This is a genomic window from Marinifilum fragile JCM 15579 (genome assembly GCF_001310955.1).
Lineage (GTDB): Bacteria > Bacteroidota > Bacteroidia > Bacteroidales > Marinifilaceae > Marinifilum > Marinifilum fragile.
This window is the reverse complement of record NZ_BAZX01000032.1, coordinates 1-25,070: the sequence shown is the minus strand read 5'-3', so window position 1 is coordinate 25,070 and position 25,070 is coordinate 1. Positions and strand designations below refer to the sequence as shown.

At 33.9% G+C, this 25,070-nt stretch carries 26 protein-coding genes; 10 read left to right on the top strand and 16 right to left on the bottom strand.

The window, feature by feature from the left end; all coding sequences use genetic code 11:
* Positions 1–102 precede the first annotated feature (102 nt).
* From JCM15579_RS17215 to JCM15579_RS20100, 9 genes are all read left to right on the top strand, one after another.
* Positions 103–825, top strand: coding sequence for a uroporphyrinogen-III synthase (locus tag JCM15579_RS17215; RefSeq protein WP_054722076.1), 723 nt, complete (start codon positions 103–105; stop codon positions 823–825).
* 11 nt (positions 826–836) lie between these two features.
* A complete protein-coding gene (gene hemL, locus JCM15579_RS17210; protein WP_054722073.1) occupies positions 837–2,129 on the top strand; it encodes a glutamate-1-semialdehyde 2,1-aminomutase in 1,293 nt (430 codons plus the stop codon).
* A gap of 117 nt (positions 2,130–2,246) precedes the next feature.
* On the top strand, positions 2,247–3,188 hold the full coding sequence (locus JCM15579_RS17205) for a pyridoxal-phosphate dependent enzyme (RefSeq protein ID WP_218186216.1): 942 nt from the start codon (positions 2,247–2,249) through the stop codon (positions 3,186–3,188).
* An 11-nt stretch (positions 3,189–3,199) separates the two neighbouring features.
* Complete coding sequence (locus tag JCM15579_RS17200) at positions 3,200–3,706, top strand: HEAT-like fold family protein (protein ID WP_054722071.1); 507 nt, start codon at positions 3,200–3,202, stop codon at positions 3,704–3,706.
* A 119-nt stretch (positions 3,707–3,825) separates the two neighbouring features.
* Positions 3,826–4,491: a hypothetical protein gene (locus JCM15579_RS17195; protein ID WP_054722069.1), complete on the top strand. Its 666-nt coding sequence runs from the start codon at positions 3,826–3,828 to the stop codon at positions 4,489–4,491.
* 19 nt (positions 4,492–4,510) lie between these two features.
* Positions 4,511–5,254, top strand: a complete 744-nt coding sequence (locus JCM15579_RS17190; RefSeq protein ID WP_054722067.1) for a hypothetical protein — start codon at positions 4,511–4,513, stop codon at positions 5,252–5,254.
* Positions 5,255–5,829: 575 nt separating this feature from the next.
* Positions 5,830–6,660, top strand: a complete 831-nt coding sequence (locus JCM15579_RS17180) for a metallophosphoesterase family protein (RefSeq protein ID WP_054722063.1) — start codon at positions 5,830–5,832, stop codon at positions 6,658–6,660.
* 104 nt (positions 6,661–6,764) lie between these two features.
* Positions 6,765–7,631: a GAF domain-containing sensor histidine kinase gene (locus JCM15579_RS17175; protein ID WP_054722062.1), complete on the top strand. Its 867-nt coding sequence runs from the start codon at positions 6,765–6,767 to the stop codon at positions 7,629–7,631.
* Positions 7,592–8,002: a sensor histidine kinase gene (locus JCM15579_RS20100; RefSeq protein WP_083464743.1), complete on the top strand. Its 411-nt coding sequence runs from the start codon at positions 7,592–7,594 to the stop codon at positions 8,000–8,002. Before JCM15579_RS17175 ends, JCM15579_RS20100 begins: the two co-directional genes overlap by 40 nt.
* Positions 8,003–8,094: 92 nt before the next feature.
* Here the strand turns inward: JCM15579_RS20100 and hemE are convergent, their stop codons facing one another.
* From hemE to hemA, 4 genes are all read right to left on the bottom strand, one after another.
* Complete coding sequence (hemE, locus tag JCM15579_RS17165) at positions 8,095–9,126, bottom strand: uroporphyrinogen decarboxylase (RefSeq protein WP_054722058.1); 1,032 nt, start codon at positions 9,124–9,126, stop codon at positions 8,095–8,097.
* Positions 9,127–9,226: 100 nt separating this feature from the next.
* Entirely contained in the window at positions 9,227–10,222 is a 996-nt protein-coding gene (gene hemB, locus JCM15579_RS17160) for a porphobilinogen synthase (RefSeq protein ID WP_083464742.1), read from the bottom strand.
* Positions 10,223–10,283: 61 nt separating this feature from the next.
* A complete protein-coding gene (gene hemC / locus JCM15579_RS17155) occupies positions 10,284–11,210 on the bottom strand; it encodes a hydroxymethylbilane synthase (protein WP_054722056.1) in 927 nt (308 codons plus the stop codon).
* An 87-nt stretch (positions 11,211–11,297) separates the two neighbouring features.
* On the bottom strand, positions 11,298–12,551 hold the full coding sequence (hemA, locus tag JCM15579_RS17150) for a glutamyl-tRNA reductase (protein WP_054722054.1): 1,254 nt from the start codon (positions 12,549–12,551) through the stop codon (positions 11,298–11,300).
* A 778-nt stretch (positions 12,552–13,329) separates the two neighbouring features.
* On the opposite strand from hemA, the gene JCM15579_RS17145 reads away from it, so the two are divergent.
* Positions 13,330–13,626, top strand: a complete 297-nt coding sequence (locus JCM15579_RS17145; RefSeq protein ID WP_054722051.1) for a hypothetical protein — start codon at positions 13,330–13,332, stop codon at positions 13,624–13,626.
* Here the strand turns inward: JCM15579_RS17145 and JCM15579_RS17140 are convergent.
* The 12 genes from JCM15579_RS17140 to JCM15579_RS20955 all read right to left on the bottom strand — a co-directional run.
* Positions 13,618–14,118 (bottom strand): hypothetical protein, encoded by a 501-nt coding sequence (locus JCM15579_RS17140; protein WP_054722049.1) that lies wholly within the window; start codon positions 14,116–14,118, stop codon positions 13,618–13,620. The genes JCM15579_RS17145 and JCM15579_RS17140 overlap by 9 nt on opposite strands.
* Before the next feature lie 10 nt (positions 14,119–14,128).
* The gene (locus JCM15579_RS17135) at positions 14,129–15,838 is read right to left on the bottom strand and encodes a histidinol-phosphatase HisJ family protein (RefSeq protein WP_054722047.1); all 1,710 of its coding nucleotides are present in this window, start codon (positions 15,836–15,838) and stop codon (positions 14,129–14,131) included.
* Between the two features lie 211 nt (positions 15,839–16,049).
* Positions 16,050–16,901 carry a tyrosine-protein kinase family protein gene (locus JCM15579_RS17130; protein ID WP_054722045.1) on the bottom strand — a complete coding sequence of 284 codons (852 nt, stop codon included), beginning with the start codon at positions 16,899–16,901 and terminating at the stop codon, positions 16,050–16,052.
* A gap of 20 nt (positions 16,902–16,921) precedes the next feature.
* Positions 16,922–17,806, bottom strand: coding sequence for a GumC family protein (locus JCM15579_RS17125; RefSeq protein ID WP_157471536.1), 885 nt, complete (start codon positions 17,804–17,806; stop codon positions 16,922–16,924).
* A gap of 19 nt (positions 17,807–17,825) precedes the next feature.
* Entirely contained in the window at positions 17,826–18,443 is a 618-nt protein-coding gene (locus tag JCM15579_RS17120; protein ID WP_054722041.1) for a Wzz/FepE/Etk N-terminal domain-containing protein, read from the bottom strand.
* Positions 18,444–18,534: 91 nt separating this feature from the next.
* Positions 18,535–19,665 (bottom strand): sugar transferase, encoded by a 1,131-nt coding sequence (locus JCM15579_RS17115; RefSeq protein WP_054722039.1) that lies wholly within the window; start codon positions 19,663–19,665, stop codon positions 18,535–18,537.
* 203 nt (positions 19,666–19,868) lie between these two features.
* Positions 19,869–20,606, bottom strand: a complete 738-nt coding sequence (locus JCM15579_RS17110) for a hypothetical protein (protein WP_054722037.1) — start codon at positions 20,604–20,606, stop codon at positions 19,869–19,871.
* 113 nt (positions 20,607–20,719) lie between these two features.
* Positions 20,720–21,289, bottom strand: coding sequence for a GNAT family N-acetyltransferase (locus tag JCM15579_RS17105; RefSeq protein WP_172677463.1), 570 nt, complete (start codon positions 21,287–21,289; stop codon positions 20,720–20,722).
* Positions 21,259–21,741, bottom strand: a complete 483-nt coding sequence (locus JCM15579_RS17100) for a peptidoglycan bridge formation glycyltransferase FemA/FemB family protein (RefSeq protein ID WP_054722033.1) — start codon at positions 21,739–21,741, stop codon at positions 21,259–21,261. Before JCM15579_RS17100 ends, JCM15579_RS17105 begins: the two co-directional genes overlap by 31 nt.
* Positions 21,742–22,833 carry a glycosyltransferase family 4 protein gene (locus tag JCM15579_RS17095; protein ID WP_054722028.1) on the bottom strand — a complete coding sequence of 364 codons (1,092 nt, stop codon included), beginning with the start codon at positions 22,831–22,833 and terminating at the stop codon, positions 21,742–21,744.
* Positions 22,834–22,847: 14 nt separating this feature from the next.
* Entirely contained in the window at positions 22,848–24,002 is a 1,155-nt protein-coding gene (locus JCM15579_RS17090; protein WP_054722026.1) for a glycosyltransferase family 4 protein, read from the bottom strand.
* A 34-nt stretch (positions 24,003–24,036) separates the two neighbouring features.
* On the bottom strand, positions 24,037–25,070 hold a 1,034-nt coding region (locus tag JCM15579_RS20955), incomplete at its 5' end, for a hypothetical protein (RefSeq protein ID WP_218186215.1).

Below are 25,070 nucleotides of genomic sequence, written 5' to 3'. Positions count from 1 at the left end.
TAATGAAATGGCAGGTCTCAACTCATTATCAATTCGTTGTTAATTTCTTGCCCATTGAGTATAAAAAACTGCTCGGATTTCTTAAATTTGTTAGCTCAGCATATGAATAAACAGCTAATGGACACTGGTAAATTAAAGCACATACTCTTCACTCGAAAACTTACCGATAATCATTATGAGTTCGGAAAAAAACTGGGATTATCATTAGAAGATCATCCTTTCATTGACATTGAGTTAAGCAATTTAACTAGTGAAACAATCGAAAACCTAAAAACACACGAGAATGCATCCTGGATATTTACCAGTAAGAATTCCGTAAAGAGTTTGCTAAAATCTATTCCTGATATTTCGAATTATTCAAATCGAAAATGTTTCGCTGTCGGTGAAAAAACTGCCGAAGAACTCCTAGAACACAATTTTGAAGTAATTGTTCCGGAACATCACAATGCGCTTTCTTTGGTAGACAGACTAGCGCAAGAACCTTCGGGGATCTCATATTTCTATTTCTCTGGAAATATGCGCAGAAAAACCATCACCAACTTTTTTAATGAAAATGAAATCAAGTATCAGGAAATTGAATGTTATATTACGCATTTGATTCAACCGGAATTAAAACTTGATCAGTTTGATGCGGTTTGTTTTTGCAGTCCAAGTGCAGCTGTGAGTTTCTTCTCAAAATATCAACTCAGTGAAGACATCCCATGTATTGCCATTGGAAATACAACTGCTGTTAAACTGTTAGATTACACCGAAAATGTAGCCATGTCGGAAAAAACTAACATCTATTCAATGCTTGAAATTTGTAATGAATATTTAAATTCTTAAAACCATACACTATGTATCAATACAAAAGAAGTTCCGAACTATTCGATGAAGCGAACAAATACATTCCTGGAGGTGTAAATTCTCCGGTGAGGGCTTTTAAATCGGTTGGAGGAACTCCTGTTTTTATCGAAAAGGCAAAAGGCAGCATTTTAACTGATGCTGATGGAAATGAGTATATCGATTATATCTCATCATGGGGACCAATGATCTTAGGTCATGCCTACCCAAAGGTGATTGAAGCAATTAAAGCGAAAGTTGAGGATTCAACCTCATTTGGTGCTCCAACTGAATTGGAAATTGATATTGCCAAACTAATTGTGGAAATGGTTCCAAACATCGATAAAGTTAGAATGGTAAACTCGGGAACTGAGGCATGTATGAGTGCCATTCGTGTTGCCAGAGGATATACTGGTCGTAACAAATTCATCAAGTTCGAAGGATGTTATCACGGTCATGCCGATTCTTTTCTGATTAAAGCAGGTAGTGGTGCAAGTACATTTGGTGTACCAAACTCTCCAGGGGTTACTCCGGGAACTGCTAATGATACCCTAACGGCAAAGTACAACGATATCGATAATGTAAAACAGTTGGTTGCTGAAAATAAAGATGAAATTGCAGCTATTATTATTGAACCAATTGCAGGTAACATGGGTTGTGTTCTTCCTAAAAAAGGATTCTTGGAAGATTTGCGTGAGCTTTGTGATCAGGAAGGAATTCTATTGATCTTCGACGAGGTAATGAATGGTTTCCGTTTGGCAAAAGGTGGTGCTCAAGAGTATCTAGGTATTAAAGCTGACTTGGTTACTTTCGGTAAAGTAATTGGTGGTGGTATGCCTGTTGGTGCTTATGCTGGTCCTGATGAAATCATGAAAGTTGTTTCTCCTCTTGGACCTGTATACCAAGCCGGAACTCTATCAGGTAATCCAATTGCCATGATTGCTGGTTACACTCTTCTTAAAGAATTGAATGAGAATCCACAATATTTTACTGAGCTGGAAGAAAAAACTGAATACCTGCACAAAGGCTTGGAAAAAGTATTTGCAGAATCGGGATTCGATTACAAGATTAACCGTTGCGGATCGATGATTAGCGTATTCTTTACGGATGTTGAGGTAGTTGATTTCGATACGGCAGCAACCGCTAACAATGAGAAATTCCCTAAGTTCTTCCACGAAATGTTGAAAAGAGGCATTTACCTTCCTCCTTCATCATTCGAGAGTTATTTCTTATCTAACTCTCTTACTTACGAAATGTTAGACAAAACAATTCAGGCGGCTAAAGAGTCTTTAGAAGCCATGAAATAAAAACAATTTGAGAGCCTCACAAGGAGTGAGACTCTCAATAAATCATATTCTTTATGGATATCTCAATCTAGACAAAGTATCCAAAGAAGAAACTCACTAACCAAACACCCCGGCAAAATGATGATCACCAAACAGAACCTCCTCGACACGCACCAGAGAATAAAAGATTACATACACCGAACCCCTATTCTAAGCTCACAACTAATAAACGAAATGGTAGGAGCTGAACTTTTCTTTAAGTGTGAAAACTTTCAGAAGATGGGTGCTTTTAAAATGCGCGGTGCCAGCAATGCCATTCTCCAACTATCAAAAACCGAGAAAGAATTTGGTGTAGCTACCCACTCATCAGGTAATTTCGCGCAAGCCTTGGCACTGGCAGCCAAATTACAAGGCATTAAAGCATATATTGTAATGCCATCAAACGCGCCGGAAATTAAAAAAGCAGCTGTAAAAGGTTATGGTGGTGAAATCATAGAATGTGAAGCCAATTTACAAGCCAGAGAAAGTACTTTAAACGATGTGGTAAACAAAACTGGAGCCATTTTTCTTCATCCTTACAATGATTATCATGTAATTCAAGGGCAAGGAACTGCAGCAATGGAGCTAATTGAAGATTACCCTGATTTGGATAGTATTTTTGCTCCTGTTGGAGGTGGTGGTTTATTGGCAGGAACGGCTTTGGCTGCGCATCATTTCTCGCCAAGTACAAAAGTAATTGCTGGTGAGCCTATGGGTGCCGATGATGCCTGGCAATCTTTTCAAAAAGGAGAAATTGTTCCTCAAACCAATCCCAATACTGTTGCAGATGGTTTGTTGACTTCTCTTGGCGACAAAACTTTTCCTATCATCAAAGAGCATGTTGAAGACATTATCAGAGTGGAAGAAAAGGAAATTGTTTCCGCCATGCGATTGATTTGGGAGCGAATGAAGATTGTTGTAGAACCATCAAGCGCCGTCGCTCTTGCTGCGCTCATCAAAGAGAAAGAAAAGTACCAAAATCAGAAAATCGGCATCATCATTTCGGGTGGAAATGTTCAGCTCGATAAATTACCATTCTAGAATCATTGTTCATGGACCTAAAGAAATTGCTAGATCCTTTTCCCATAAAAAAGGAGGCTGAGTTGGCGGCACAAAGTATTGCGGAAGATCCAAAACATGTTCGGCAATTATGGGAATGGTGCATCAGTAATGAAAAGCATTCCTGGCGTGCCACCTGGTTAATGGATAAGGTTTATGGTATTGATCCCAACTTGGTTCGTCCATACATTCCCAAAATGATTTCTTTGATTCCTAAACTGGAAGATGAAAGTAAACAGAGACAATACCTAAAATTAATTAGTTGCGAACCGCTTCCTCGGGATATTTCAGGTGAATTCATCAACCGATGTTTCGATCTACTAATTAATGCTACAACTGCAGTTGCGGTTAAAGTTCATGCCATGCAGATTCTTTACAACTTCTCTAGCAGGGAACCTGATATTAAAAACGAACTTGCCCTTATTTTGGAAGAACAAATGGAACAAGGAACAGCAGGATTTTGCTCGAGGGCCAAAAAATTATTAACGACATTAAGATAAGGACTTGTTTATTCTGTCAGTTGTACAAGATTAACTTAAAAAACATCTCCTATATTTTGTCTATCAATAAAAACATTTAACTTGCAATTCTATCTTTACAACCAATACGCTATAAGCAAATGAAGTTAAGCAACAATGATTTCATTACAGAAGAAGAGAAAGAAATCCTCAGGAAAGATGCAATAGATAAAGAGTTTACACGATTAACAAAACATCTTAAAGTTAAGAGTAGAATTATTAACTTTTATCGAATTGCTCTTGCTACCGGACTTATTGGCTTTTCAATATTTTACTACAATATTCGATTTCAGGATGAAGAACAGAAACAGTTTTCGCTGAATAAACAGCAAACTGTTCAGGCTGCTACAAAAATCACAGTAAAAAAGAAGGAGCCAAAAGTAGCAACATCAAGTCTATATTTCACAGTGTTTTTTCTAAACGAAAACAATCATCCCTTGGCACAATTTAAATCAAAGGAAAAAGCTTTGAAGTTTTGTGAAATAATAGGCAAAATGGACTTGCCTACTACCACAATTGTTCGCGAAACAACTAAAAGAACAAAAAACAAACTTCAATCTCAAATCTACCCTTACAAATACACCGTTCAGTTAGGAGCCTACAATCAAGATTTTCTGCAGGATTTTAAAGATCATTTTATATGGATGAGCTATCAGCATCAGGATGAATATCACAAATACAGAATAGGTCCTTTCTATGGATATTCAAAGGGTAAACAGTTTCTGGGAGCAATCAATTTACAAGACAATTACATACTAGCCTATTAATTTAAAAATACCAGATGTCATGAATACAATTACCTCCCAGCCGAATATATCTGAACAAATCTCCAATATCAAGAAAGAAGAGATTCTGCACATTTCCATTCCCGTAGATGTGTATTTGCAGGAAGCTGAAGATTTGGCGCGCTGGATGGTGAAAGATTTGGAAAAACTGGTTAAGATTGGGATTACACAAGCTCATTTGGATGACCTACAGCAAAGAACATCGGCTTTGCGCGAGGCTCAAACCTCTTGGATTGAAGACAAAAAATCGATGCCTGCCATTCAGGATCAGTGGAACAAAATTGCAAAGGCAGCGGAAGGTCTAAAACAAGATCTGATCGCATCCTATCGATTTGCTTTTCGAAATCATCCTGAACTGCTGAGTAAAGTAAAAAAAATGGCTAGGCAGAAAAAGCAAGTCGATTTGGTTATGGATACTGGAAAATTGGCCATGTTGGGAGAATTCAATTCAAATCTACTGCAGGCAATTGGTTTTGATATGAACAAGCTGAAACAAGCACAACAGCTCAGTGAGGAGTCAGCGGACATATTAGCTCAATTGAATAACTTTAAGATAGATGGAAAGGAAACCAAGCACTTTCGCGACCAGGCCTATACCTATCTTAAACTCTTGATGAACCAGTTAAAGGAAGGTGGCAAATATACTTTTCGAAATGATCCTGAACGCCTAAAAGGCTATAAAAGCGATTATTTAAGCAAAAAGAATCTACATGCCAGAAGGAAGACTGTTCAAACCCATGAGTAGCATCTCCCAGACGAGCGTAACTCTCTCCCAACTTCGAGGGATTGTTTCCAAGACAGGATTCACAACTTCCAAATTGTAGTGAACTGTTTCCCAGACATGAACTTTACCGTACGAATCAGTATAATGGTAGTAAAGATCATAAATATATCCTTGCAAATCAGTAATAAGATTATGGAGATCAGTAATGTGATGATGCGAATCACTAAATATTATATGAAGATCGCTAAAATATAAATCAAGATCCGATCTTTATAATTTCATTTTTGATCTTTACTATCTCTATACTGATCTTTGTATATTCAATCATGAATTGTATAGTCTTTTTACTAATATGTATATCCTCTACACTAATTTGAACTAGCTTTTTAGTGATTTTCAAGAAAATCTCTATGATGAGATGACAGCAAAGATTGGTTGGGAAGACCTCCCTGATAGTTTGGAAGACACCCCAAGCTGTGTGCTTGCTCTGCATACTGTATGGGAGAACATCACCCGCATAGTGGAAAAGCTCCCTTCATGTGATTATTGACTTCAAGATCAAAATACAATACCTTTAAATCGTAAAGCAAGAAATCATGAAGTTTATTTTTACATCTGACCTGCATGGAAATATATCACTTTATCAAGAACTTAAAATGTTAATTGATAAGAGTGGAGATATCGACTACCTGATTCTTGGTGGGGATCTGTTTGCGCATACGGGACAGCTCAAGGATCAGATCAATTTTATTGACTCTTACCTAAAAGATTTTCTGAAAGAGATATCCATTAAAACCCTTTTTATTCCCGGTAATATCGATTGGCCAGGCGCCATTCATACCATCAATAAACTGCCTGATGAGTATGATATCAATAAGCTTGATTCTCATGGAATTACAATTGATGAAAATATTACCATTGCTGGATATTCCTTTGTTATCCCTGGTCCTTTACACAGAAAAGATTATGAGTTAAGAGATTTGAAAAACGACACTTACAAGCCAATTCCTGATTCTTATATAACCAATCGAAAAGGTGACAAAACATATATTCAAAAAGACCATTTCGATAAAAACCAGAGTATCGAAGAAGAATTGCAAAACATAAATCCCCAATGTAAGATTTTGATTACACATTCACCTCCTTTTAGTGAATACCTGGATTTGTGCTATGCAAACAAACATATTGGGAGCAAGGCCATACGAAACAAAATACAAGAACTAAAGCCTGACTTAAGTCTGCACGGCCATGTTCACGAATCTCCAAGTATAACAGGAAAGTGGTATGAAAAAATAGGCAACACGATTTCTATTAATGTTGGTTCAGATCAAAACAACTTACATGCTGTTGTGGGAGAAATCAATAACAATGGAATGATCACAAAACTTATACACACTGTTTATAGGAATCTACCAATAGATATTTGAGAAACACATGCAATGTGAAAAAGTTTTACATTGATTCTTACAATCTTTTTACCATACAGATTATTTCCTTAAATTTATTGAGCATAAAATAAAAGTAAAGTAAGATGAAAGCGTTAGAAGAAATGCCTAAATGGATGCTTGACAAATGGCAAGGAATCGCCGACTTGTTGGCAGAAATTCTCTCTATACCTGCTGCTTTAATCATGAAAGCTGAAAATCAGCAAATGGAAGTGTTTATTACCAGTTGTTCCAAGAACAATCCATACAAAGCTGGTGATAAAGAAGACTGGCATGGCTTGTATTGTGAAACAGTAATCAAGTCGAATGAAAAATTATTGGTTGCAAATGCATTAAAAGATAAAGACTGGGATCAGAATCCAGATATTGAATTGGGAATGATTGCATACCTTGGTTACCCGATTTTATATCCCGATAAATCACCTTTTGGCACAATTTGTATTCTGGATAACAAGGAAAACTATTTTTCTTCTGCTCATGAAAAAACTCTAAAGCAATTTAAAGATGTAATTGAACTAGACTTGGCTATGGTAACTTCATTTGAGATAAAATCCTCAGAAATGATTCAAACCATAAAAGAACAACAAGATCAACTAAAAAAGCAAAATATCGCTTTGCAAAAAGCCAAAGAAAAGGCTGAGGAAGGCAATCGTTTAAAATCGGCTTTCCTGCAAAATATTTCTCATGAAATTAGAACTCCCTTGAATGCAGTTGTTGGCTTTTCAGAACTATTATCAATGCCTGATTTAACGAAAGAGAAAAGAGATTATTTTTCTTCGGTTATTCTAAAAAATTCAGATCAATTGCTATCAATAGTGTCAGATATCTTAACTGTTTCAGAGATAGAAACAGAACAACATCAAATTAAAATTGAATACACCTGCCTTGATACTATCCTACAAGTCTTGAGGATATCTACAAACAGAGGTACCAAGACAATGCTATTAATTTAATCAAGCATATCCCAGAAAATCTTCGTGAACACAAAATTTATACAGATAAAACCAAGCTGAATCAAATTATTACAAACCTGCTAAATAATGCATACAAATTCACCGAAAAAGGATCGATAGAATTTGGAGTTAATCTTAAAAATGATGTGTATGAATTCTACGTAAAAGATAGTGGAATTGGAATATCGGAAGACATGCAAGATGAGATCTTTAATCGATTTACACAAACCAACGAAACCATTAGCGAATTGTATGGTGGTATAGGCTTAGGCCTTTCTATATCAAAGGCATTTGTTGAACTGCTTGGTGGGAAAATATGGCTAAAATCGAAAGTAGGTAAAGGTTCCAAACTTTTATTTTACCTTGCCTAACCAGTAAGATATACAAAAAGGAGAAAGCTTACTAACTTTCTCCTTTGCTTATCTTTGTAGGGCAGTATAAATACCACCTCAATTCAATTGGCTTATCTCCCCCAATCAGATTCTTTTACTTTCTTAACCAAGTACTCCACATTTTCAACAGGAATTGATGGAAGTAAACCATGGCCAAGGTTGAAAATCCACTTGTGATCTTTTCTTCCATAGTTCAAGTAATACTCAAATTCACGATCGATAGCTTCTGGTGTTGATTCCAGAATTCTAGGATCGAAATTTCCTTGTAGAATCATCTCCTCTCCCACAATGCTTCTTACTTCGTGCAATGGCATTTGCCAATCAACGCTAACACAATCACACAAGTCGTAATTCACCATATTAATACCAGTTCCCAAGCCTTTTGGCAAGTAAATGGTCTTCACTCCTTTTTCACGAACTGCTCCCAGAATCGCTTTAACCGATGGCAAGAATACTTCTTTGTATAACTCAACAGGAATTAAACCTGCGTGAGTTTCGAACAATTGAAATGCCTGAACACCATGCTCAACCTGTTTTAATGCATAATGAATACTCATTTCAGTGATTTTTGCCACCACTTTCTTCATTAATTCCTTATCGCGATATATTGCTGGAACAAAATCAGGGAAATTTTGATTTCTACTAAACCCCTGATACATGTAACAAAGTGTAGTTAAAGGACCACCACAAAAACCAATCAATGGAATATCCTTAGGTTTAATTTCAAGAATTCTGTCAATTGCGGCATAAATATGATCAAGCTTTTCTGGTTTTTCAGTTAAGAAATTCAAAGGATCAGCAACATCTTTTAAGGCCTTTGCAAAACTTGGACCTTTCCCTTCAAAACTTAACTCCATCCCTAAAGCCTCAGGAATTACAAGAATATCTGAAAACAAAATTGCAGCATCAACTCCTAAATCATGAATTGGCAACATGGTAACATCAGCAGCCAAATTCGGAGTTTCCATCATCTCTTTAAAACCATAGGTTTCTCTTAGTTTCATGTACGATGGCAATACTCTTCCCGCCTGACGCATAAACCACATTGGTGGTCTTTCTCTTTTAACTCCGTTAATAGTATCTAAAAATATAGATTGGCTCATGTATAATTAACAATTAGTAATTAGTAATTAATAATTAGCAACAAACACAACTGAAATCAAATAACCACTAGGCCATCTAATTATTATTAATTGTTCATTGTTAATTATTCATTGATTTAAGGATTTCCGCTACATCCTGAGCGTGATAAGTAATAATAATATCTGCACCAGCTCTTTTGATTGACATCATGATTTCCATCATTACACGTTTTCCATCAATCCAATCGTTAGCTTCTGCTGCTTTTACCATCGAAAACTCTCCACTTACATTGTAAGCTGCAACTGGCACATTAAATTCATGCTTTGTACGATAAATCACGTCCAAATAACTTAAGGCTGGTTTTACCATTACAATATCGGCTCCCTCTGCAATGTCCATTTCAACTTCGCGGATTGCTTCATCACTGTTTCTAGGATCCATTTGGTAAGTTGAACGATCACCAAATTGAGGAGCACTTTCTGCAGCATCTCTAAATGGGCCATAAAATCCTGAAGCATATTTTGCAGAGTAAGCCATAATTGGAATTTTCTCGAAGCAATTCTCATCCAAAGCTTTTCTCATGTATCCTATGCGACCATCCATCATATCACTAGGCGCTACCATATCAACACCAGCTTCGGCCAATGATACAGCTTGAGCTGCCAGAGTAACCAGAGTCTGATCATTATCTACATCACCATCTATAATGGTTCCACAGTGACCATGTGTTGTGTATTCACAATTACAGATATCCGCAATGATGTACATTTCAGGGTATTTTGCTTTAATTGCTCGAGTGGCTTGCTGTACAATACCATGATCGTGAGTTGCTACTGTTCCATCCTCATCTTTCGTTTCAGGAATACCAAACAACAATACTGATTTAACACCTGATTCCAATAATTCTCCACATTTTTCAACCAATAAATCAACTGACAACTGGTCATTACCTGGCATACTTTTTATTGGATTCTTAACCTTCTCTCCCGGACAAACAAAAAGAGGCATGACTAAATCATCAACAGAAAGTGAAGTTTCTGCAACCATATCACGAACAACTTTGCTGTAACGCAATCTTCTCATTCGTGTATCAGGAAAAAGTGGACGTAAACTCATAGTGTGTGTATTTTGTAATTTTTTATTTATTGAAATTATTTTTTATTTAACCGTAGGATTCCTAAAGATAAAAATTTATTCCTTTTGTCTTACAGGTATCTTTCATTTGTTGTGCCAATTTTGTCGACTCCTCAACAGAATTTTCTATTGTAACTTCTATTTGCTCAACAATGAATTGATTGGTCTTTAAATCACCTACAATCGCAATCATGGTCAAGTTTTCATCGCTCACCACTGCATGCGCTGCCAATGGGAATTTACAACCTCCTTCAATTTCTGCCATAAAAGCACGTTCAGCCAGAACTGCATGCATGGTAGGTTCATGATTTACCTTCTTCACTAAAGCAATGGTTTCCTCATCATTGTCTCTACATTCAATGGCAATTGCACCTTGGCCAATTGCTGGAATGCACTGATCAACATCTAAAAGTAATTTCTCCTGGAATTCCTTACCCAATCGATTCATACCTGCAGCAGCAAGAATAATGGCGTCATACTCACCATCCATTAACTTTTGCACTCTGGTATCAATATTCCCTCTGATTTCTTTAAAGTTGGTATCAGGTCTTAAATCTGCCAATTGAACTCTTCTGCGAGGACTTCCCGTTCCCAAAACAAATCCTTCAGGCATCTGGTCAATTGTACTTCCATCGCGACTTATGAATACATCTCGAACATCTTCACGTTCAGGAAAAGCAACCAATTTTAATCCCTCAGGATGGAAGCTTGGCACATCCTTTAAACTATGCACGGCAATATCAGCCTCACCTTCAAGAAGTGCATGTTCTAATTCTTTTACAAACAGACCTGTACTTCCAAATTCTGTTAATGATCGATTCAAAACTCTATCGCCTTGTGTGCTAAATTTAATCACTTCAAATTCAACATCAGGATTGGCTTTCTGCAACAATTCAACAGTTTGCATTGTTTGAGTATAAGCAAGCAAACTTGGGCGAGTTGCAACTCTTATTTTCTTCTTAGCTGACATTTAGGATTGTATTTCTAGGTTATTTGGAAATAAAAAAGCCATATAAAACTTGTTTATACAGCTTTTTATCGAAAGCTCATAAAAGCTTTACGAATCCATATCTTTAAAAATCATATTTAGTGTTTCCATTGGACTCGATTGCTTTTTGTGATGATCTTTCAAGTGATTGATACATGCTCTGGCAATCTTATTCACAATGTTATTGGTAATGTGTTCTACCTTTTTCAACTCATCTTCAGATAGTTTATTTTTGTGGTAATCGAGCTCCTTTCTTTGTACATTTTGCAGATTTTCTTTTAAAGCCACAATTACCGGAGAAAGGTACTTTACCTCTAACCAACCATAAAATTCGCCTATTGAAGCTTGAATGATTTTCTCTGCATCAGGAATGCATGCTTTACGCTGATCAATGGCTTCTGAAATATGTTTTGATAACTCATCAACAGTTATAACCAAAACATTTTCCAAATTATCAATTGCTGTATCAACATTACGTGGCACTGAAAGATCCAGAACCAACTTACATGATTCTATCCCTTTAAAATGATCAAGTGTTAAAGTTGGCTTTGTAGCACCAGTTGCAACAATTATGACTTCTGCTTTTTCAACTTCCTGAGTTAATTTATCGATTGGTTGATGTTGAATATCATATCTATTAGCTAATGCCTCTGCTTTTTCAATGGTTCTGTTTACCAAAGTTAGTGAACGATTGTTCATATGCTTCAACAGGTTCCCACAAGTATCTTTTCCAATATCACCAGTTCCGTAAAGAAGGAAATTACAAGTTTCAAGTGTCGAAACTTTATCTTTAATATACTGAACTGCTGCATGAGAAACAGAAGCTGCACCTTTGCTAATATCTGTTTCGTTCTTAATTTTCTTGCTTGCCTGAAATACAAATGAAAACAATCGATTCATAAATGAATTCACCATTCCCATTTGCTCTGACTGCTGATAGGCATTTTTAACCTGTCCAACAATCTGAAAATCGCCTATAATTTGCGAATCTAAACCCGCTGTTACCTTATATAAATGACGAATACATTCATTTCCATATAGAGTGTATCCGTTGTAATTTAAATCATTTCTATTCCCTTTGCAGTATTTTAAAAACAGATCTGTGATGATTTGGACCTCTGAAGAGTGCGCATAAATTTCGGTACGATTACAAGTAGATATGATTACCATACCTTCAATTTGTTGCTCTTTCGCCTCTTTCAACAAGTTTTCCTGATCTTCTGAAGATAAAGAAAACATCCCCCTAACATCCAGAGCCGTTTTTCTATAGCTAATTCCTAGAACAAATAATTTTTGTAGATTTTCTCGAATTTGTAATGACATAAAAACGGAATTTGTTTGCTAATTTGTTACAACCCCTTCAAAGCAGAAGTAACAAGCCGATTCAAATATAAAGGTAATTATTCAAAAAACCTCCTAATTTCAGTAAGTACATAGAATAGATATTGACCACTTTAATTATTATGAAAATAATAAAACCTCTAAAAGGATTTTAATATCTTTAATACTAAAATAATTCAAGTTTCTTTCATAATCTTACCATTGCCAATATATTTAATCATTCAAAATAAATTTAATTAAAAGCAACGATATTTTTAGATCATTTTACATGAATAAAACGTTCCAAAATACAGATAAAGCAATTAGGATACGAATGATTGACTTTGCTTCTGACTGAAAATTTCATGAAAAATGGAAAACATATTAAAGAGTCCACTCCTACCATTTGAAAAATTAAAATTATTATAGAAAAGAGATATTTATGAATCCTATTTTGAGTTACCCCCCTAAATCAATTCTAATTTTGGTAACGTATTTTTTAATGTTGATTTATTGTGTCCATTCCTCCAAACTCGGAGTAACACTGTAGATTGCATACCTGACAGATTAATAAAATTCTAGAATTATTAATTGAGATAAACTTAAACAGTTAGAGTATTCATTTAAATACCAAGAGTCAATCAATAGCTTAAAAGTTTAATTGAATTTTACTTTCAAACTAAAAAAAGATAAGATTATCCTATTTTTTATGACTATAATCAATTTATTATTAGGTACTTTATTATTTTAACTAATTTTAAGGCAATTAGTCACAAAAGTAATGGTATATCTGCTACTAAAACAACCAACAAAAGATATTAACTCCTGGAGAGAATCCTTCGATCGTTTTTTGGAGTATCGGAAAATCGGTGGAGAATTGTCTTGCAAGATTTATCAAACGTCACGAAAGAAAAATGAATTAATAGTTCTATCGGAGTGGAGAAGCATGAATGACGTGACTGAATTTCTCGAATCTCAATCCTTTGAAATGATCAAAGAGCTTGAAGTAAATGAACCACTTACCATTAAGCTACTTAACAAACAAGCTTTATCTAAATACATCAAACAATTACATTAAATCTTCTACCTTAACAATCCTATCTGAGTTAATTGCCAGAATAAGTTTTTCGATAATATTCATAATCATTTCTGGGAACTCATCTTCATACAACTTATCATCCACCTCTTGCAAAGCATTCTGTAATTTGAACCGATTCAAATCTGATTGATTCAAATTGTTAAGATACTCCAGAATCTGTAATTCATTAAGCGAAATCTCATCAGCATAATCCAATGGTAATATTTCTAAATCTTCATTGGGAAATATTTTATCGCTTTCCTCTACAACAGAATTTATGAAGGTATTTAAAACATCAATTGCATCTGTGAGATTTACCTGGTAACAGGACAATTCTTTCAAATCATTTAAGGCCTCAATAGTTATTGAGTTCATTAAAAGTAAATACTCTTCAAGTTTCTCAAGAAGTTCATTAGTTATTCCTGGTTGAATTTTATAGAATTCTATAATTTCTTGTAAGATTTGATTTCTTTTCTCGCTTATCGTTTCCAAAACATAATAATTAAATTCCTTCGCTTGTTAATTGCAAATGTGTAGTTTCAAAAAACTGAGGGCCTAATTTCTTCAGCACATCAGAGACCAATTGAGAATTTCCATCAATCCCCAAAATTGCATATCCCTTATTGCCTCTTTGTCCTAATTTTAAATCTTTTACATTTATACTTCGAGATGCTAATGCAGATAATAGAATCAATAAAATACCGGAAGAATTGTTATGAATCGATAAGATCATATGTTTACTGATAGCAATTGGCAAATTAACTCCATCCACTTCGAGCAGGTAGTTCTTTCCTTTTTGAAGCTCTGGAATATCAAATTTATCGCATACATGAATTTCGAAAAAGTTATCTCCTCCTGTTCCTTTTACAAATTCTACTGCTTCAGTAATGGATTTCTCTTTTCCCGATAAAGTTAAAAACGCTGTAGCAGTTCCATCATTATTCGAATTTAGATAAGCAGTTTCAACATTGATTTCTTCAGAAGCCAAAGCATTAAAAATCATCGAGAGAACTCCAGGCTTATCCTTATGATGAGAAAACAATCCTTTTATTTTCTGCTTTCCATTTTCGGGTCTGGAATTGCTAATTGTAATCGATTTTTCACCTTTTCTTATGCGAATGGCATCAAACTCTCCCAAAGAGGTGGCATTCTTATGATGTTCGAGAAAAGTTCGGTATTCTCCACCGAAAGAGAATTTAGGAATTCGTCTTTGTTTGCGATCTTCAAATCTTAAATTTAGCATCTCAATTCCCAAGTTCATTACCTTGTATTTTTCCTCTTTAAAACCTGAATTTCTCAATGGTCTTTTCTCTGGTATCGATTTGGAAAAACTTACGTAATGTTTGTACCCTGCCTCGTATGCATATTCTATTCCAGTTTTATAGTGATTACCCAAATTTTGGGTAGTATGGGTATCGGTACCCAATGCAATTGGAATATCCAATTGTTTAGCCCTTTTTAGAATGGACATATCAGGATAAATTCCACAACCTTTATTGATACCAGCCAGATTCACATCAAGAGTCAAATTGTATTCACTAATCATCTCCAAAAGGAAACGCATTCTTCTTGCGAGAATATGATCGGAAGTTTCCAACTCCAATAATGGTTCTGGAATAGGCGCATACAGCTTAGGCAAATCAAGATGACCTACGATTTGAATCATCTCCCAACTTGTATCAATCATCTCAATCAACTCCTCAATATATCCTAACCAATAATTCTCAACTCCTCCTCTTATCTCTATGAGCTTATCTGTCTCTTCCTGTGATCCGTCATAAGGTATCCCTTCTTTGGAAAAATGTAATGAGCCAATTACAAAATCAGCATTCTGTGCTTGAAAAATTTTGGATCGATTCCACTGCATCCCTAAATTTGGTCCCAACCATTCCAATTCGATCCCATACCGAATTGAAATTTGATTGCCATATTTTTCTTTAAGCGCGTCTATTTTCTCAGGATAATGAAAATAAGCATTATCTCCTCGTATAAATTTTACGCCCAAACGCTCCTCTGCTGCATATCGAAAGCGTGTTAACCTTGGGGTATGAATAATAAATGAAATGTTGGGGTGAGCCTTCTCAATTGCCATTTCGGTAATTTTCTCCAACTCGTCCACACCATGTTTCACATGATCGTTTCCCGTACCTGCATGAATCCCATGAGTTTCCCAAATAAAATATTTGGGAGGTATTATTTTATTTTCTGACATTAAAAATTGGTTAGTAGTTATTCGTTGAGTAAAATTAATTATTTGAACAGAAAATTAAATCAATACCACTAAGGAATACAAAAAAAAACACCTTTCCCAATAAAGAAAGGTGACGAAACTGAAGTATCCACTACAATAACTTCGATCAACCAAATATGATTTTATAAACCTGCATTCAATAATATTCCCCTAATTTTTCATTTTCTCACAATCACATCACCCTTTTAAGCATATGAATATCATCACTATAATAACCTTTGCCATATGGTTTTCTACCAAATGAAAATTTGGTATACTTAAAATCATTTAACAGCAGTTTTGCATTATTAACAGTGCCTTTTTCTACCAGCTTATCTATAAATTCTACCTGATCTTTTCTACTGTATCTATGTCTTAAAACAAATAGGTTAATATCCGCATATTTACCAGAAAGTAATCCATCGGTTACGGCCGATACCGGCGCATTATCAAGGACAATGTAATTGTAACGACTTTTAAGTGTTTCTATAAATTTACTAAACCTACCATTAGTCATAAGTTCGGCTGGATTAATTGGCAATGGACCAGCAGGAATAAAACTTAGATTATCAATTTGAGTTGGGTATATAATATCTTTAAAGTTCTCCATATCTTCTAGATAACTACTCATTCCAGATGAACCACAAACACCAAAAATTTTGCTCAATTTAGGTTTACGCATATCCGTTTCAACAAGTATTACATTGCGGTGATTCATAGCCAGGATTGCTGCAAGATTTACACTAACAAACGACTTACCTTCTCCTGAGATTACAGATTGAACTGAGATTATCTTTTGTGTATGATCAGCTAATAAATTTTCCATATCTGTTCTTAGGCTTCTAAATGATTCGGTTATCTCGGCAAGAGGGCGTTTTGCAACCAAAACCTCTTTTTTGTGTTTGTTGTGGGTTATAAAGCCTAAAACCGGTAGTTTTGTTACTTTTTCAAGTTCATAAATACTACTTATAGTATTATTAAAAAAATAGGATGTTTTGAAAAATAAGAATGGTAATGATACACCAAGAACCAAGCCAATCAACATATTTAAAAGTGTGTTTGGCCCTACTTTTTTACTGATAGTAAAGAAGCCTGATCTATAATTTGAGAATTAGAAACGTTAGATGCAATAGTTAACTCCGCTTCTGCTCTTGCTTTAAGTAAAAAATTATATAAATCGTTATTTAAATCATACCTTCTTTTAATATTTATAAACTTTTTTTCGATCTTGGGTAAACCAGCAATTAGCTTTTTTTGATCACTTAAGCGCTTTTCAATACTTTTTAAATCTCTTTCAGAGTTAATCAATAGATTTGTCAGGTTTTCTTTCAAACTTTGCTTCGTATGCCTAATTTCCTTTTCCAAAACCAGCATATTTGGTTCATTTTCTTTTGCACTATAAGATAGCACTTCTCTTTTGCTAGTTAAATCCGCTAATTTCAAGACAAGATTATTTAAAATCGGATCGGTTATATCAACTACCGAGGGCACTATCATTGTTTTAATTCCATTGTCACCTTCAAATTCATTTTGCAAGTTGCGTTCCACTTTCTCAAAATGAGAACTATTATTTAAATATTTATTTAAGCTTTTATAATAATTTAATTTCCTCTCTGCAATTGAATATTCATTCTCAAGCTTCTTCAAGTCGGAACTAATTAATTTAGACTCCTGTTCCAAATTCAGGCTCTTATTTTGCGATTGAAAATCACTAAACTGATGTCCGGTTTGGTTTAATGAATCAGTTACATCTTGTAATTGTGTATCAATAAACCTCATTGTGTTGCTTGAGATTCTATTTTTTTCAGTCAATTCATATTCGATATATACTTTACTTAATTCATTTACAAAATCAACGACTCTTGCAGGATGGACTCCCCTCATTTTTATTGCAATAAGATTACCTGATAAATCTTGTAGTGATACATCCAGAGAAGATAACAGCTTCAAGCTAAGGCTTTCTAAGTCATTAAAAACAAGACAATACTCCACCTTCGGGTACAATCAAATTTGGCTTTAGGTCAAGAGTAAACGCAAAATATTCATTTTCGAATGGTTCTCCGAACCTACCCTTTTGCAGAATAGCATCTTTTGTTTCACTCTCATCTATCCTAATGAGAAATTCTTCTTCGGAAAGCATTGTAATACAAATAGGAATACCTTTGGGATTAAGTGAGTTTAATCTTTCAGTTACTGTAAATGGCTCGTTACCATAAAGGTCAACTTCATAAAACAACATTTTTTGAGACCAGGAACTTCTCCAATTTAAATTTTGTATTACCCTATTAGTTAACAATTTTGATTTCAAGACTCCAATATGATCCTGAATATTATTGAGAGTGAAGTTTCTTTCACTATTAAAAAAATCTTTTCCATGCAGGTTATTTGATTCATTTTGTACCAATATGGTGCTCTGGGCTTCAAACTTAGATGGCGAATAATAACTATAAGTATAAGCTATAACCACACCTAGAATAACAAAGATTGCAAACCAATACCACTTTGACAAAAGTTCATTTCGAAATGCCATTATTCGATTCTTTTCCTCAAATACCATTTTTTCTATAAAATTATCTGAGTCCGACATGATTTTTATTATTAGTAATATTCTATTTATAACAGGAGGTATATCAATCTAACTATTTAATTTACGGAGTTTTATTTAAAATATCCCTATTTTATTTACTGAGTACTCTTTTGGTTGTAATATTCTTTATTGCCATATACAGATATCTTAAGTCGGTAGATAAAGGTTTCTTTAGATATTCTTTAATGTACTTCTTTTCGGATTGTTGGATCTCATCAAGTGTTTCCGGCATATCTGCATAAAAAGGAGGAATAATTCCTGGGCGGACTAATTTTCTAAGGTTCCTAAGTTCCTCATCGTATAAAGATAAATACTGCTTGCTAATAGGCCGAACTCCTACTAATTTCATTTCACCTTTTAAAAGGTTTATGAAGTTAGGAATTTCATCAATCCAGAATTTTCGAAGAATTTTACCAAGAGGAGTAACTCGGATATCATTACAAATCTTCCCTCCCTTGGCCAGGCTGTTTTTTTTGATAAAATAATCCTGTAAATACTCTGAAAAAGGTACCATTGTTCTTAGTTTGTATACAAATATTTCCTTTCCCCCTTTTCCTATACGCCTCATTTTAAACAACAGACCATAGGAAGAATATTTATCGAAAACAGGTATCTTACGCTTTTTTACAAGTAAGTAGGTGTAATCATCACATTTATATTCCGATTCCAGCTCATATCCACAGGCATATAAGCGTCCAATCACCTCTAACCTACGCAGCGACCTGTTTTTCCCTTTTGTTAGAAAGAAAAATAGTTTGCGAGTAATGGATAATTTTGGAAAAACCCTTCTATAAATAAAATAGATAGTATATCTAATCAGATTAACAGGAAATGGAGATGAGTTTAATATCTTTTCTTCTACTTTCTCTTGATCCTTAAAACGGCAAATAAAGATACCTCCATCTTCTAGCTTAGAATTTATAGATCCAAAAAACTCATTGATACTTATCATGTTATTAATTGGCTCTATGCTGGCCAATAATTTATAATTTTTCCCGGTTAACTTACTTATATCTTCAAAATTCCTCGAACTTATTATAATGTGCCTTGAGTTATAGCGATTAAAATATTTACTAATAAAATTGAATCCATTGTCTCCAATTTCCTTAGCAAGATCACTATAGTTATTACGATAGATTGTGAACTTGTGAGAAGTTCTATTCGATTGTATATATCTTTCAACCTTTATAAACTTGTCAACTACTTTATACTCTTCATTCATAACAATCGGGATTTAGAGTCAATTAGAAATTGAAACTTACGGTAAAGTCACCATTTCAGTATTAAACAAACAGTATTTAATCAGTGTAATATGTTTGTTATTGTAAAAGGACATCTTAGATTTTTCGAAAACGAAGCAACCCTTTCTTTAAAGGATTTTTAAGAGTTTGAAAAATGAGTTCCTTGCACCAAGCATAGTTTAAGTCATTCCATCTTTGGGGGGTGGAAAGTCATCATGATTTGATTTGGCAATTCGTTATTATCGAGTGCTTTAATGATACTAAAAGAGGATTTATAAACCATTCCATTCGCATTCCATATTTTCTGATATTTTTTTATTTTATCTCTAACACTTACATTGAATCCATTCCAACACCTACCGGTATCCGTTAGATAAAATACTCTACTAAAGTCAATATCAAAATATGGTTCTCCTATAATTCCAAAAGCAGAATAATTAAATTTTTTCCACAAGTCTTTACTGTCGTATATTGAGGTTGGACTTCCATGCATACATATTGTTTCTACAGGAACAATACCTCTTAACCTGTTCAACTGATTTTTAAAATCTAATAATGCAAGATCCAGAATATCGCTCGAATTATTTTTATGATTATGCGATAGAGCAAGTTTAGCAGCAATGGCCAGGTTCTCATAATGATAACCTATTTCGTGTCCTAGATTCGAAATTTCCTTTATTATTCCTTCATCCCAACTCTCCCTAACCGATCTAAAATAATAGCTCCCTTTTATTCCCAGGTTAGATTGAATTCGAGCAAATCTCAATGAATTTTCAGGCAATTTATCTACATCATTCCGCAGAATTACTACTTTTTGTTGAGGACTTTTTAAATAATCAGAGAATGATTGAAACTGATAACCTTTTTCCTCAAATTTCGCAAGTAGTTTCAGATATGTATCTATAGTAAAGTCGAATTGCAAAGCAAATAATCATTTACAATTAAAAAGCTCTAATTTTAAGAACAAAATGATAGTTATTAATCCTAAATACAATCATGTTTTTTTAAGTAGAAGCTTTCGCCTTAAAAAAAATGCTACTTTAACAAAGTAAAAAAGCAGAGGTTGATGTATTTTTTGATATCTACCTGGATTGTACAACTTTCCTCCAAATCGTAATTTATTGGTCCTAACTCCATAATCTGCATTTGGACTTCCTGCCCCTGCAAATCATAAACTGTATAACCATTTTCTTTTCCCCATAAAAACAATTCCCAGTTTAAGAGATCATTTGCATTTTTAGAATAATATTCCTCTAGACCTCCTGCATAAGTAATATATAACACTTTCTTATAAGCTAAGACATAGCGAAAAGCAATGGTTTTGTCTTCCCAATTGGCCGTAAAAACAAGAAAGCGGGGATCATTCTGAAAATGAGCTTTACAATTTTTAAAGAAATCCATATTCGGACAAGGTAATTTTATCCGATTATATACTTGCAATAATATCTCATAAGTGTTTCCCAGATTACTTTCCGATGTTTCCATTTTAACAGCCACCCCTTCGCGTATTGCTTTTCGAATGCTATGTCTTTTACTATTCTTTATATTTGACCAAATTTCTTCCTCGTCCTGATTCAAATCCAGCAAAATATTAAGATGGTCCAAATACTTGTAATTACATTTAAGAAAAACTGATTTATTGGGTGAAGTATCAACCAATTCCGAATTTGAGTATAGAGTACCTTATCTTTAATTATGTCATTATATTCATCCAAAATTAATTTCAAGACCTCCTTATCATTTTCGTCTATAAGTGGACCTCCTCTTATAACAGCACGTCTCGAAAATATGCCCAAATTTCTTTTGGTTTCTTGCTGAATAACCGCCAGTTGTATTCCCTTTATTAACTCATCATCCATTACCACTATTAGAATTGGCACAAAACCTTCAGTTTCTTCAAACACAGCGTACATTTGCGGCGTTTGAAAAACATTTCCCTGAGGATGATTACGAACAAATTCACTCCAGAATTTATGGTTTACCAAGCTTGCATCATTAATTACTTTAAGCTTGGGACTACTTGTAAGGCTTTTATGTATCGTGGTATTAATTGCCATTTATATAAACCTATTAAATACATTTTTATACTCTCGAGCTATTTGCGACCACAAGTATTTTTTATTTAAGCAGTCATATGCATTCATCGCATATTCCTTCATTTTATCAGGATTTTTTGAAGCAAATTCAATTTTTTCAGAAAGATCTTTTGCATCTTTTACCTTAAAGAAAAGAACCTCTTTATCATTGAAAACATCTCTGTTTTCAGGAATATCAGAACAAATAATGGGGACCTTTAAAACTGCAACTTCCAATAACATCATCGACATAGATTCATTTTCGGAAGGAAAGACAAAAAATTTACTACCTGCAATTAATTCAAAGAGCCTTTTTTTATCTTTAATTAATCCAGTAAATTTTATCCCTCCAATTTTTTCCTGCCATTGCAACAACTCTTTCTTATAATCCAGATTCTGCTTTAAATCTCCCATTATAATGGCCTTTTCTTTTACTTTAAGTAAAAAAAGTGCTTCAAGAAATGTGTGGCAGCCTTTATCAGGTAGCATTCGTCCAGCAGCAAAGGATATATAATTTTCTTTTTTCGATTCTATTTTTATATCAGCATCAACTCCATTTGGGATATACATTATTTTTTCCTCGGATATGAGTTCTTTCACCAAACGTTTATCTTTTAAAGAAACTGTAGTAATAAAATTGGCGTGTTTCAAAAAATATCGGTCCTCAAATTCAAAAAAGAACTTATAACGTATCCATTTAGAGGTAAGAACCATTCCGTGAGTTGTAACAACGATTGGATATCGTAATTTTAGTAATGGAATTACAAAAGTGGCATCCCGATGATGCAAATGAATCAAATCAAATTTCTTAAATAGTAATGCATTCAATGCTGATCGGAGATAATATATAACTGCATTTATTTTCTTAAAGGGTAATTTCTTAAATACAATTTGAAAACAACTTTTCCAGTATCCGGATTTTAAATTGGTATGTGAACTAACGGAGTAAATTGTAAAATCAAACTCATCCGAAAGATGATTGATTATATTTTCTCCAACGGCAGCAGCTCCTCCGTATGCCGGAAGACCTTTTAAGCCAATCACCCCGATTTTAGGTTTGGTCACTTCTTTCATAGGCAATAATCAAATCATGTAACCAGCTTAGCTGTTTTTTTATAAAAATCTATTGTTTGTGCAGCAACAACTGTAGGATGAAACTTTTTAATTGCCTCTTCTTTGGCTTTTTGAGAAAAATCAGAATACGATACATCTCCATTACAAAAGCATATTAAATACTTTTCGAGTTGCTCCACATCATTTGGTTGAAATATAAACCCAGATTTATCACTTATCATTTCTGCAATTCCACCAACATTTGTTGCAATAACGGGCCTACCTGCCGCCATGGCTTCCGCAATACTTACTGGTAAAGATTCCTGAAGGGAAGGCAAAACCATAAGGTCAGCTGTTTTGTACAATTCAAGTATTTCATTCTGACTTTTCCAACCTAAGAAATCAACATTCATTAATAGATTGTTCTCCTCAACAAACTGCATTATAATATTTTTATAATCCTCGTTTACAAAATCACCAACTACATCGAGATGAACTCCAGCAATTTCATTTTTCACTTTAGCAAGTGCTTTCAACAAACAGATGAGATTTTTACGATAATTGATAACTCCAACGTACATGATTCTTTTTCCAAAATCTTTACGAGGTTCCAAGTCAAAAAAAATTGGATTAACAGGATTGTAAATTAATTTACCAGTATAATTATTCTTTTTTAAACCAAGCAAAAACTTCTGGTTATAATTTGAAATGAATATATAATTCATAAATTTTGGAAAATAATAGTGTTCGATCACTTTTTTGATCCAAAACTTAATCTTTCTTGCAATTGTATTCTGATAATTCAATTCCTCAGCCATAATACCATGCTGAGTAATAATCACATTCTTTTTGTTTAATCCTCTCAAACAAAATAGTATTGGCGAACTTCCATGTAGATGTATAATGTCGGGATTATAATTTTCGATTACTTCACGAACACTTTTTTGCACATGAAACAAATAATAGTACAAATCTCCTCCAATAAACTGCTTTTTGGGTATGTATTCAATGGTAATATGATCTTCTAGTTTTACACTTTTTCTACTTTCTGTTTTTCCCACTGATAGAATTAAAAAATTGACCTCAGGAAATTGTTTAAATCCTCTTATTAAATTAATAATCACAGCATCAACACCTCCTTTAACCGAATTCAAATCAAGAGGTAAAGAACTTATTATTAACACTTTCATTGGGATGATTATTTTACCATTGGTTTTTCACTCATCAAAAATTTATCATTTTCGAAAAGTAGTTTGTTTTGTATTTCTGATCGAGCAGTATCAAAGCAAGAATAATAAAGTACAAGCCTTTTAGGTACTCATATCTTAAAAATACGTTTGAATAAATAATGGTATCCATAAAAAAGACAATTGTAAGTGCTAGAAAAGCCAGGTAAATTGGATTACTTCTGTATTTGTTTAAAACCATAGTGAACAATCGTATATAAAAAAGCAGATAAACGATGGTACCCAACAATCCTATTTGCAGCAGCAACCACACAAAGCCCATTCTTCCTCCATATCTAACACCATACTCATTCTTTATGGATCCAATACGCATATTATATTTTGATTCAATTAATTTACCTGCACCATCACCCAATAACATTTGTTGTGGTTGAGATTCTAAAGTGTAATTGATAAAATAAACCAATCCATCTTTTCTTCTCATTTGGTATTTGTCATTTGATTTGGAGCTGGTATAATTATCCACGTAAGTGATAATATAATTTAGATCGAAACTTCCCCAGTTACTATGCTCTGGATTTAGAGTTTTATTGGTTCTGGCAGTAATATAAAAAACTGCTATTCCAATTGTACAAGCTAAACTAATCTTACTCCAAAAATTCGAAATCTGTCTGGCTTTTTCAAGCTTCACAAACAAAATAGTGATTAGTAACAAGATTATAGGAACAAAAAAGAGAATAGCTCTTTTGTTTCCTACAATTCCCATAAGACTAAAAAGGAAGATGTAAATCAGGTATTTGCTCTTATTTTTAAATAAATACAGGCAGAATAATATCGTGATAACAAACAAAGGAAATATAGTTGAAACACTGCCTGCGTTAATTGATAAAGTACCTATTCCACCATGTTCCGTTTGTCCAATTAATACATATTTTATAAGTATTGCTGGTATTTGAATTAAGACAAGTATTTTAATAAAGGTAATTACCTTTTTTATGATGAGAAAATTGGTCTCGTTATATAATATGAGAAAATAGAAATAAGATAAACTTGTATAAACTAGAAAATACA